The 9,997-nt window shown below is 40.3% G+C and carries 19 protein-coding genes; 16 read left to right on the top strand and 3 right to left on the bottom strand.

The features are described from left to right. Nucleotides 1-246: 246 nt before the first annotated feature. The 3 genes from QUF07_RS12280 to QUF07_RS12270 form a co-directional block, all read right to left on the bottom strand. Nucleotides 247-1,419 (bottom strand): tyrosine-type recombinase/integrase, encoded by a 1,173-nt coding sequence (locus tag QUF07_RS12280; RefSeq protein WP_289427637.1) that lies wholly within the window; start codon nucleotides 1,417-1,419, stop codon nucleotides 247-249. Nucleotides 1,420-1,675: 256 nt separating this feature from the next. Further along, nucleotides 1,676-2,014, bottom strand: a complete 339-nt coding sequence (locus QUF07_RS12275) for a DUF2628 domain-containing protein (RefSeq protein ID WP_289427635.1) — start codon at nucleotides 2,012-2,014, stop codon at nucleotides 1,676-1,678. Nucleotides 2,015-2,117: 103 nt separating this feature from the next. Further along, nucleotides 2,118-2,840 carry a helix-turn-helix domain-containing protein gene (locus QUF07_RS12270; protein WP_289427634.1) on the bottom strand — a complete coding sequence of 241 codons (723 nt, stop codon included), beginning with the start codon at nucleotides 2,838-2,840 and terminating at the stop codon, nucleotides 2,118-2,120. Between the two features lie 133 nt (nucleotides 2,841-2,973). On the opposite strand from QUF07_RS12270, the gene QUF07_RS12265 reads away from it, so the two are divergent. The 16 genes from QUF07_RS12265 to QUF07_RS12185 all read left to right on the top strand — a co-directional run bounded on the left by QUF07_RS12265 (nucleotide 2,974) and on the right by QUF07_RS12185 (nucleotide 9,991). Further along, nucleotides 2,974-3,222 carry a helix-turn-helix transcriptional regulator gene (locus tag QUF07_RS12265; protein ID WP_035181376.1) on the top strand — a complete coding sequence of 83 codons (249 nt, stop codon included), beginning with the start codon at nucleotides 2,974-2,976 and terminating at the stop codon, nucleotides 3,220-3,222. A gap of 29 nt (nucleotides 3,223-3,251) precedes the next feature. Continuing rightward, nucleotides 3,252-4,004, top strand: a complete 753-nt coding sequence (locus tag QUF07_RS12260) for a Rha family transcriptional regulator (protein ID WP_289427631.1) — start codon at nucleotides 3,252-3,254, stop codon at nucleotides 4,002-4,004. Beyond that, the gene (locus QUF07_RS12255) at nucleotides 4,001-4,189 is read left to right on the top strand and encodes a hypothetical protein (protein WP_065493053.1); all 189 of its coding nucleotides are present in this window, start codon (nucleotides 4,001-4,003) and stop codon (nucleotides 4,187-4,189) included. Before QUF07_RS12260 ends, QUF07_RS12255 begins: the two co-directional genes overlap by 4 nt. Nucleotides 4,190-4,267: 78 nt before the next feature. Beyond that, on the top strand, nucleotides 4,268-4,372 hold the full coding sequence (locus tag QUF07_RS12250) for an antA/AntB antirepressor family protein (RefSeq protein ID WP_225362337.1): 105 nt from the start codon (nucleotides 4,268-4,270) through the stop codon (nucleotides 4,370-4,372). 180 nt (nucleotides 4,373-4,552) lie between these two features. After that, nucleotides 4,553-5,059 (top strand): hypothetical protein, encoded by a 507-nt coding sequence (locus QUF07_RS12240; RefSeq protein WP_065493057.1) that lies wholly within the window; start codon nucleotides 4,553-4,555, stop codon nucleotides 5,057-5,059. A 5-nt stretch (nucleotides 5,060-5,064) separates the two neighbouring features. Next, on the top strand, nucleotides 5,065-5,352 hold the full coding sequence (locus QUF07_RS12235) for a DNA-binding protein (protein WP_289427626.1): 288 nt from the start codon (nucleotides 5,065-5,067) through the stop codon (nucleotides 5,350-5,352). A gap of 12 nt (nucleotides 5,353-5,364) precedes the next feature. Continuing rightward, nucleotides 5,365-5,505, top strand: coding sequence for a hypothetical protein (locus tag QUF07_RS12230; RefSeq protein WP_289427624.1), 141 nt, complete (start codon nucleotides 5,365-5,367; stop codon nucleotides 5,503-5,505). Next, on the top strand, nucleotides 5,498-5,647 hold the full coding sequence (locus QUF07_RS12225; RefSeq protein ID WP_260162322.1) for a hypothetical protein: 150 nt from the start codon (nucleotides 5,498-5,500) through the stop codon (nucleotides 5,645-5,647). The genes QUF07_RS12230 and QUF07_RS12225 overlap by 8 nt, the downstream gene beginning before the upstream one ends. Then, nucleotides 5,640-5,786, top strand: a complete 147-nt coding sequence (locus tag QUF07_RS12220) for a hypothetical protein (RefSeq protein ID WP_289427621.1) — start codon at nucleotides 5,640-5,642, stop codon at nucleotides 5,784-5,786. The genes QUF07_RS12225 and QUF07_RS12220 overlap by 8 nt, the downstream gene beginning before the upstream one ends. Beyond that, on the top strand, nucleotides 5,779-5,928 hold the full coding sequence (locus QUF07_RS12215) for a hypothetical protein (RefSeq protein WP_260162539.1): 150 nt from the start codon (nucleotides 5,779-5,781) through the stop codon (nucleotides 5,926-5,928). Before QUF07_RS12220 ends, QUF07_RS12215 begins: the two co-directional genes overlap by 8 nt. After that, nucleotides 5,912-6,403 carry a siphovirus Gp157 family protein gene (locus QUF07_RS12210; RefSeq protein ID WP_289427619.1) on the top strand — a complete coding sequence of 164 codons (492 nt, stop codon included), beginning with the start codon at nucleotides 5,912-5,914 and terminating at the stop codon, nucleotides 6,401-6,403. Before QUF07_RS12215 ends, QUF07_RS12210 begins: the two co-directional genes overlap by 17 nt. Beyond that, the gene (locus QUF07_RS12205) at nucleotides 6,400-7,203 is read left to right on the top strand and encodes an ERF family protein (protein ID WP_289427618.1); all 804 of its coding nucleotides are present in this window, start codon (nucleotides 6,400-6,402) and stop codon (nucleotides 7,201-7,203) included. The genes QUF07_RS12210 and QUF07_RS12205 overlap by 4 nt, the downstream gene beginning before the upstream one ends. Nucleotides 7,204-7,233: 30 nt before the next feature. Beyond that, complete coding sequence (locus tag QUF07_RS12200) at nucleotides 7,234-8,169, top strand: phage replication protein O (RefSeq protein WP_289427615.1); 936 nt, start codon at nucleotides 7,234-7,236, stop codon at nucleotides 8,167-8,169. Further along, nucleotides 8,159-9,439 (top strand): DnaB-like helicase C-terminal domain-containing protein, encoded by a 1,281-nt coding sequence (locus tag QUF07_RS12195; RefSeq protein WP_289427613.1) that lies wholly within the window; start codon nucleotides 8,159-8,161, stop codon nucleotides 9,437-9,439. Before QUF07_RS12200 ends, QUF07_RS12195 begins: the two co-directional genes overlap by 11 nt. After that, nucleotides 9,417-9,827 (top strand): hypothetical protein, encoded by a 411-nt coding sequence (locus tag QUF07_RS12190; RefSeq protein ID WP_289427612.1) that lies wholly within the window; start codon nucleotides 9,417-9,419, stop codon nucleotides 9,825-9,827. The genes QUF07_RS12195 and QUF07_RS12190 overlap by 23 nt, the downstream gene beginning before the upstream one ends. An 11-nt stretch (nucleotides 9,828-9,838) precedes the next feature. Beyond that, complete coding sequence (locus QUF07_RS12185; protein WP_217162853.1) at nucleotides 9,839-9,991, top strand: hypothetical protein; 153 nt, start codon at nucleotides 9,839-9,841, stop codon at nucleotides 9,989-9,991. Nucleotides 9,992-9,997 lie beyond the last annotated feature (6 nt).

Here is a 9,997-nt window from a genome sequence, read left to right as displayed (position 1 = left end):
CGGGTACAAAAGGGGTACGTGTTATTTTAAATGGCTTTGTGTCAGCGTTAATTCGTTAAAGCAACGATTGAGTGGGAATGAAATGGAACTTTTGTGAGTGATTATCAGTCAGCTTCAATGCATAATACCATTGAATTAATCATGAATTAAGAGGCTCTGAATTCTCACTAAACATAATAAAAATAATCCTTTCGGGGGTACAACCGGGGGTACAAAACATTTGCTTGTTTTGTACCCCCGGCCTTTTTATATTTCCTTTGAAATTCCGTTGAAAACATTGATGGAAGCTTCTGGTGTGGGACGTGTATATGAGTTGGTCATTTGGACATTTGAATGCCCCAGCCAATGCATAACGTCCATATCTGGTAATCCATCTGACATTGCTTTAGTAGCAAAATAATGTCGTAATTGATGAGGATGCACTTTTACGCCACTGCCTTTGGATATTCGGTTCATCACTCGATTAGGATAGGTTGGATGCAATGGCTTGCCTGTTTTTTCATTCAGCCAAATGAAGTGATCTTTATCAATTGGTTTGTTCAAGTTCGCCAGAATGTTATCTGAGTAAGTAATGGCATACTTGATCATTTCCACAAATTCGCCGCCAACCCAGATTGTTCGATAAGAAGACTTGTTTTTTAAGGTGCCACCTGCTAATTCTGACGGCGTTCGTCCTAAATCAAACCTAACTGCGCACAATTCACGGTTATTTACTTCATCATGCTTAAAAGTAAATGATGATCGACGCAGGCCCATTAACTCCTGACGGCGTTCGCCCAGGCTCAAAAAGTAAATCATTATAAACATATACTTGGTTTCGTGTTCTTGAGCGTACTTCATAAACTTACTATATTCTTGCTTGTCCAAAGATTGGTCTCTTGGTTCTTTCCCACCAACCACTTCAATATGTCGCAACTTATTTTTATAAATAACGTCGTTCGATTCAGCATCGTTCATAATTTGTTGCATAACAGAGTTAATGCTGTGAATTGTCGTTTTAGCCAGCCCGTCATCAACCAATTGGTCGATAAATCTTTGAAATTTCATTCGTGAAACGTCCTGAATTAATTGTGTGCCAAATGGCTTCTTCAAATAATGACTGTAGAAGTTAGTAACCGTTTTGGCGGTTGACACCTTCCAAATTCCTAACTTGCTTTTTCTTTCAGCCATTTGCCGGAAATAATCATTAACAGTAACGTTCTTCTGTTCAGAAGTTGAGATGGTGCCATCTTGAAGCTTTACCTCAAATTTCTTCAAAGCAATATCCGCATCACGCCAGTTGGTGAATCCAGACTTGGTGAACTGGTGTCGATCGCCCATCATTGAACGATAGCGACGCCGTACGCCATACCGGGTACCGCGTTTTGTTTCGTAAGAGAAGACACCATAATGTTTTTTCATTGGTTTCCAGTCACGCATACTCTCGTCTCCTTTGAACGTATGTTCTTTTGTGCCTAAAATAAAAGCCCGGTTGGGGGCTTAAAATTAATGAATACCAAACTGGAACCATGAATGGCTGTTCCAGTTTTCTGAAACAACATAGGTATATTTGTAACTGTTGTAATAGTCATTGCTATGGCTATTAAACCGTCCAGATTCCAACGTCCAAGAATAGTTGGTTCCCCATTCCTGAGTCGAACAGGTACTGGTTCCGAGTGGGGAAAGTAAATAATAGCTAATTCGTGGGTGTTGCTGTGTGATGATTGTTTGCAATAAAACCATGGCTCACCAGAATTCGTTCATCACTAGTATCAGTCGCTTTGTATCCCTTACTTAATAATTCATTGATATAAATTTTGTTATAAAAAAACGAAAAAACAATACCAGAAATTGCAGCACCAATGCCAAATGTAAAAATACCCACAAATACTTCAATGGCTAACTGCACGAAAAACCATAGCCAATCGCCTCGAAATAATGCTGGCCAAAATCCAAAAAAGAAAGTTGTCCAAGAAAAGCCAACTTTTGTCTGCTTAACCTGATTAGTAGTAGGGTTTACCAAATTAACATGCATATTAAGGCCTCCTCAAATAAATTCAGCTTTTATTGTCGTCAGTTTGTTGGACAAACTATTATTTTGCTATTTTTTATTAATCACTTTAAGATCTCCTCAATAATTATTGTAATAAACTAGTTGCAAATACATATTTACCTAATATCCTAAAATCTTGGTCAATGTTCTTAGAAAAGATCAGTGGTTTGTAAATAGGATTAAACGACTCTGGTTCAAGGATAACTGCCCTTGAGGTTTCCTTGAACCTCTTTAGTGTAGCATTTTCTCCATCTACTAGAACAGCACATATGTCGCCATTTTCAACCTCACAGTCTTTTGCAAAAACGGCAATAAACCCGGGAGCGATAACCTTACTCATCGAATCCCCATTAACTTGCAATGCAAATAAATTGTCACGGCCATATCTGCGTATTAAATCATCGGGGATAATTGTTTGACCAATGATATGTTCATCAGCAAAGGTAGGGATACCAGCGGTAATTTTCCCATAGACATCTAATGGTTCATGCGATGTTTCCCATTTTGTGGTTGCCGAAATTGTTGCACCATCACTTGTTGGCTCAACAGTTAGTTTGTCCACTGAAGGGGTGTATCCAGCCAAATTCATTAGTTTTTCATAATTAACATGGTAAATAGTGCTGATGGTTTTTAATTGGTTGGGATTTGGATGAGGAACATTTCCTCGGGAATTCTTACCTTTTTCAATTGCCCAAAGTGTTGAGTGGCTAATAGGCACATCACACAGTTCTGATTGCTTTGCAAGTTCCCTTAATGAAAGGTTATGCTTACGCCGAATGCTGCTTAAGTATGTTCCTAATTTTGTCATTACTTCAACTCCTCACATTTAAAGTGTATTACATGGTGAACAAAAAAACTACAAAAAAGTTGTTTTACATGATTGACATTAAGTATATCCGGTAGTACACTAATCTTGTAATCAAAAAGAAAGAGGTGAGTAAATGAAAAACAATGTGAGAGTCATCAGGGAATACATGGGTATTTCACAAACCAAGCTTGCCAAGATGGCAAAAATTTCAAGACCTGGACTTAGTACAATAGAAAATGGTCATAAACAAGCCAGTCTTGATACGGCGTGGAAAATTGCAAATGCTTTAAATGTAACAGTTGATGATGCTTTTTTTAACCAAAACGTTCGACTTGTTATACAAGGCACCGAGCATTCTGACAAAATTACTGCGAGTAGTTAGTGATTCATCAAAGAACAGGAAGCGAGTAAATGAATAACTTAGTAATCATGAAGAATAAGCAGGCTGTCACTAGCAGTTTGCAAGTTGCTGAAACATTCGGGAAAGAGCATAAAAATGTTCTTCAAAATATTGATAATCTCGTGGCTGAAAATTCAGCTGCCAAATCAATGTTTGCTGAAGGAGCCTATGAGAATCGTGGTAGGCAATATCGAATGGCTTACATGAACCGAGATGGCTTCACATTGCTGGCAATGGGTTTTACCGGCAAAACGGCATTGAATTTCAAGCTTCAGTACATTCAAGCGTTTAATCATATGGAGAAAGTCATTAAGACTTCGAGGATGGATTCTTATATGATTGATGATCCGATTGAGCGTGCTGACCGCTGGAAAACTGAGTATCTTGAACGCAAACATTTAGCAGAGGAAAACAAGCAATTACGAATTCCAGCGCTCTTAGGTAATGCAGTGAGTGCCTCTGACGATTCGGTAACCGTTGGGACGTTTGCAAAGATTCTTAGGCAAAAGGGTATTCCGATGGGACAAAATCGTTTGTTTGAGTGGCTGCGAGGCCACGGATTCTTAATTCGAGGCGGTCGCCGACATAACGCACCAACGCAGCGAGCAATGGAACTTAAGGTAATGGAAGTTCGGGAGACAGTTGTTAATACCAATCACGGAGCGGTAAATAAATTCACGCCTTTGATTACTGGCAAAGGGCAGCAATACTTTGCTAGTAAATTTCTCAAGCAAAAAGAACAGCATGAGGAGGTGAGGGAATGATTCATCATTATATGACTGAATATCGTAATGGAAAAAATGAAGTTGTCTTTGAGTCCTGGATTCAGCTCAACTTTTTAGGCTTAGTGTGGTGTTACTCCGTAAAAAGCTTCATTTTGAACCCGGATAAAGACAACTCCGATGCGATTGATAAGTTCTTGAGCACTATGTCGTATCACGAACGTTAAGCAGTTAATGGAATAGCCTAATTATCCCACTAAAGATGATGTTGGATTCAAAATTCAAAGGACGAAAGGATGATTCAAATGAACGAACTAATTAAAACCTTCAAACAAAAAGATGGTTCTGTTGCTGTCGACGGTCGGGAATTGCATGACTTCCTCGAAGTTGAAACACCATATCGAATCTAGATTCAACGAATGATCGAATATGGATTTACTGAAAATATTGATTTTGCAGGTTTTGAACAAAAAAGTACGAAACTTCAAGGCGGTCGCCCACAGGTAAATCATGCTTCTATCCTTGATTGTATTGTACTTTGACAAGTTGGAAATTAATTATCGGCTATTTACCGATTGGAGATGATGAGTATGTATAAAGAAGCAGTGCAACTAGATTTAGCTTTAAAAAGTTCCAAATTTAAATCACCGCTAACTAAGTTGGCACATGAAATTCCTGCCAGCAAAGCTTCAATTAGTCGTTGGCGTCAAGGATTACGCAAGATGGACAACGATACGTTAAAACGAACTGCCAAGTTTGTTGATGATTGGTTCTATCATTATTCAGCAGCACGTGAAGACTATGGCATTATTTCCTTTTTACAGAGCAAGCGAATCCGAACAGATCTTTTTGCAGCGAGTGTTTCTCAAGAAAAAGAAGAATCCGATCGAAAGCAGATTCAACAAGTGGCGTTTGAAAGTGCCGCCGTTCCAAAAGAACAACGGACACAAAAAGATTGGCACAATATCGATGCTTACAGCAAAGAGTTTCCGGAAGAGATTGGATCCGAGATTACCGAGCTACTGAGTTTTTGCAAGTACGTTGGCATTGATCCAGAAGAAGTGATTAAGTCATTCAATCAACGGCTAGGAGGTTAAATACAATGCAATTGACAGGAATTGATGAACATGAATTAACTGAAATGGTTGCTAATCGGCTTGCCGAGAAGTTGTTTCCACAATTACATGATCTAGTAACTAAGTATGAAACACCGGACGAACTTTTAACTGGACAGGAAATTTGCGATCAAGTATTGAGCTGTTCTACCAACACTTTAACCACCTACTTCCTTTATCAACCTGGGTTCCCAACGATCTTGAAAGGCAGCCAGCGAGTTTATTCAAGAAAAGCGGTTGAAAAATGGATTGCTGAACACCAGCAGTACTCATAGGAGATGGACATAATGACCTGGTACCAGAATTTAGCATTGTTGCTTTGGAACATTATTACTTCAGATTGGTTGATGATTTTGATGATTGGAATTGCTATTGGTCATGAGGTAACCACGCACGATTGGAAGAAGAGGAGTGAGCGACATGGATAAAGTAGACAGCAAAAAAGACGCTCGACAAGTAGGATTGTCAAACGTCTCTAAATTAAGCACATATCAAATTAATCAATATATTTATTCTAACCCCCGTAAGGGAATATGGCAACGTGTGAAGGAGGCAATTAACCATGAATGAGGATGAGTATTACGAAAACATGGCTGATGAATACGAAGATCCAAAGCCAACACAAGAAGAGTTGGCGGAGGCAGAATGTGCCGAATATGAAGACCAGCATGAAGATGAGATGGACTTAGGAGATGGTTTTAATGACTGAAGACTATGACAGTACTCAAATTCAAGCCGTGAACCGAGTTAAGCGAATCGCAATTAAACATCAAGACTTCAAATCAGTTGAAAAATTGTTAAATCGGGAAAATGAAATTTTGGAGGCAAAAAATCATGCAAAATCTAAATAGCTTATACAGCCTGGCTGATACATTTAGAGAGTTACAGAGCAGGGATGACTTGGATCCAGCGGCCATCAAAGATACTTTGGATGCCATTAACGACTCGATGGCCGATAAGATTGACAACATCGCCAGCTGGATGGATTCCAACAACGCTGACATCGACTTCTACACCAAGAAGATTAAGTTGCTTCAGCAGGCCAAGAAATCATTGGAGAGCAAAAACAAATCACTCAACCAGTACATTGTTGATTCATTAGATCAAGCCAACTTAAAGAAAATCAAGACAGATAACCACATCGTCACCACCAGAAATTACCGGGCATCAACGGTGATTGAAGATATCCATGATCTACCAGTTGACTATATCGAACGCGTTGTAACTGACAAGCCTAAGAAGACGGAGATTTATCAGAAACTCAAGGCCGGTGAAGATGTTCCCGGTGCTCGATTAGTTCCTAACAGGAAGGCGGTAATCAAATGACAGAAGAAAATGAAGCAGTTAAAGAAATTGCACAGGCACTACCAACCAAAGAATATTGGAAGTTACGTTCAGACTTTTTCAAAGGGATGTCAAAGTTTCGAGGCCAAGTTGTTGCCCCGAAAAAGAATGGTCACGTTGATTTTACTGGCAAAAAAGGCCGTACCAAGTATGACTATGTCTTACTTGATGATTTGATTGATGCGATTGATAAAGCACTCAAAGGCACTCAACTTAGTTGGCGCCAAGAAACTACTAACAGCGATGGAGGTGTGAGTGTTCGGACAATCATTGATTGCGATACCGGATTCGAGTACAAGTCACCGTGGCTTGCCTTGCGTACAAGCGGCATGCCGCAAGATGTTGGTTCTGCAATGACTTATGCAAAACGTTATTCACTTGGTACGACCTTCGGAGTTTCTAGCGAAGCAGACGATGACGGCCAAGAAGCTCAAAAGGATGCCGAAAACAAACCGGCTACTCAGCACAAAGCATTTGCTAAACGGCCAGCCAAGCCACAAACCAATCAAGTTAACGATCCCAATGTCAAAGCCAAGCAAGACTTGAAAGTTCGTCTAAAGGCCATCAGCGCGGAAATGAAGGTTGCTGAAAAGAAGTTGCTTGTCAAAGCTGCTGGGAAAGCCAAGGTCAATGATCTTAGCCACATGACAAAAAATGATCTTAGCGCTTTGGATCACGAGCTTACTACTGAATTGATGGAATTCCGACAAAGCCAGCAGAAAGACGACAAGGCAACTGAAGCCGGTGATGATTTCTTAGATCATTTAGACGTTGATGCCTAAGCGTACCTAACCTAGGAAGGGGGTTACAAAATGAATTACATTATCCAGCTAAACGCATTCTATGATCGGCTCGAAATAAATCCACTGAACTCATCTGAAATTGCTTTATGGAACGCCTTGATGTCCATAAACAATAAGACAGCATGGTCAGATAAATTTACGGTAGCTGCATCGGTGCTATGCAACAAAGCTGGAATGAAGAACACTTCGAAATCCTCTAATTTCTTTAAAGCACGCAACGGACTTACACAAGCTGGGCTGATTACATGGAAATCACGTAAAGGAAACCAAGCTGCAGAATACACTATTACCAAGCTATACAGCGATTTGTCTACATATAGTGTGGACAACAGTGTAGACAGTAGTGTAGGCAATGGTGTAGACAGCAGTGTAGGCAGTAGTGTGACATTAAATAAACATAAACAGAAACATAAAAAGACTTCTAGTCGTAACCGCAAAAAACGCACTTACGACGAAAATTCCGATTACATGAAACTGGCCAAGTTTTTGCAAAAGCAGATCTTGATAAACAAACCTGACTTTAAACAACCGGTTCTTCAAACGTGGGCTGATGATATGCGTAAACTGGTCGAACTTGATAAGCGAGATAAGCATGACGTGGCTTTGGTAATCAAGTGGTGTCAGCAAGATTCGTTCTGGTCAACCAACATCTTGTCAGCATATAAGCTTCGTAAGCAGTTTGATCAGCTTTACTTGAAGATGCAGGCATCTAAAGGTTCTAGCCCTGAACCACGGGCTTCAAAACATGACGATCAGATCAAGAAAACCAGACGAGAACGTGAAAAATTTGTGCTGTACAAGTATTCCGAAGTTGGTAATGACTTGGACAAAGCACTGCCGATGATTCAAGCAAAATATCCAGAAATTGATAGCAAGGATAAAGCGTTACGGATTCTTTATCCAGAACGATATATGACGGCAGGAGGTGTTGAAAATGGGTACTAACTTAAAAAATCCAGACATTGAACGCAGAGCAATGTGGTTCTTGATCAATCAGCCGCAAGTGTTGGAATCCAACACGGTTAACGAAAAATGGTTCAGCAACAACTCGTACAGAATCCTTTGCAGTTACATCAACCTGTGGGGGATGCGGTACACGAACGCTGACCAGATTGCGGCGGCTTTTGGCGATACGCCATTTGGCAAGAAACTCAATGTCCAAGGAATTTTCAAGTCAATCCAAAGCGTTGACATGCCAGAAGATCCGAAAGCTACGTTCAAGATTTTGAAGCAGGTTTATAACAACCGGGAATTACAATCAGCCGCACAAAATGTCTTCAAGGATCCATCTGAGTTCAATTATCAGCATTTAAAAGAAGTTCATGACGAGGCTCAAAAGACTGATAACCAAAGTGATTTTAATAGCGTGAAGTTGGCTGATGAAGCCTTACAGGAGTTAGAGCATCCGAACACGTCATTTATCACCACTTATTTGGGACTGGATCGTTATCTTGGCGGTGGGTTGGTGCCAAACCAACTCATGGTCATTGGTGCCCGGCCATCGGTTGGAAAAACTGCCTTTGCTTTAAATTTGGCAGTCAATGCTATTTTACAAAATGATGATTTGACGGTTGAAATATTCTCACTAGAGATGAGCAACCAACAGAACATGCACCGGATCTATGCAGATGTTTCGGGGATTCCACTGAACCTTTGGAAAAACCCAGCAGTCCGAATGAGTGACGGTCAAAAGAAAGCAGCGGTCAAAACGATCAAGCAAGTGGCTAACTTGAAACTTTGGTCAAACGATCAGATCACCACGATCAGTGACATTGCTAGTGTGATTACGCAACATGCTCAACGGTGTGGCTCCGGTCACTATTTGCCAATTGTGGATCATATCGGTTTAGTAGCTACGGATAATCCCCGTCAAGATACACGGGCAGCTCTTGAAGAAGTATCTAGGCGATTGAAGATCTTAACGCAGACGTTGAAGATTCCACTGATTGCACTCAGTCAGTTAAACCGTTCCGTTGAAACACGCAATAGCAATGAACCAAATTTGAGTGACCTGCGGGAAACTGGGGCGATTGAGCAAGATGCTAACGTGGTTGGATTCTTATGGCGTCCTAGTGGTGATCCAGAAGATTCACAACTGAACTTATCGATTAAAAAGAATCGGGATGGTGAAACTGGGATGTTGCCATTTTACTTCAAGAAGGATTTGCAAAAGATTGCAGAGGTGAGTGGTCATGCCGAAGCCGTACATGAATAAACAAGAAATCAAAGAAACCTTTCAGAAAAATGATCTGCATGTGACTCAGGCCGTTAAGATTCTGCTAAAGCAAGCGTCACTGTATGCCAAACGGATCAAAGTTTTTAAGGAATCTGATGAAAAATTGAATGCTGACAAAATTGCTGAATGCGAGGAACAGCGTGCTAAGTATATCTACAAAGCGATTGCAACGGCTATTAAAGAGAAACAGCAGCATTGGCGGTTCATCGAGGATCAGCGGTATTACAACGATAAATTTAACGACAAGTACGGCGATATTGATTTCGCCACGAACTGGAATGACATTGAGCGATTGGCTTTTATCTACCGCTTGGGATTACTAGAAAAGAATCAAAAAGAAAAAGGTGCGTTGGAAAACGTGGAATAGGGGTAATGGAAATGAAACGTCCAAATGATATTTCAGATTTAGAAATTGCTAGAAAATGCAACACCTTTGTTGATCAGGTTCAAAAAATTGCCAGAGAAGATCATGCGATCTTTGCTGTAAACATTGAAAATGGTAAATATGGAGAGGTGAAGACTAATGCGTAATATGGC

It is taken from the genome of Lentilactobacillus sp. TOM.63, from assembly GCF_030361045.1.
GTDB lineage: Bacteria > Bacillota > Bacilli > Lactobacillales > Lactobacillaceae > Lentilactobacillus > Lentilactobacillus dabitei.
Note: the sequence above shows the minus strand (reverse complement) of the source record. Positions and strands in the feature narration are given on the sequence as shown.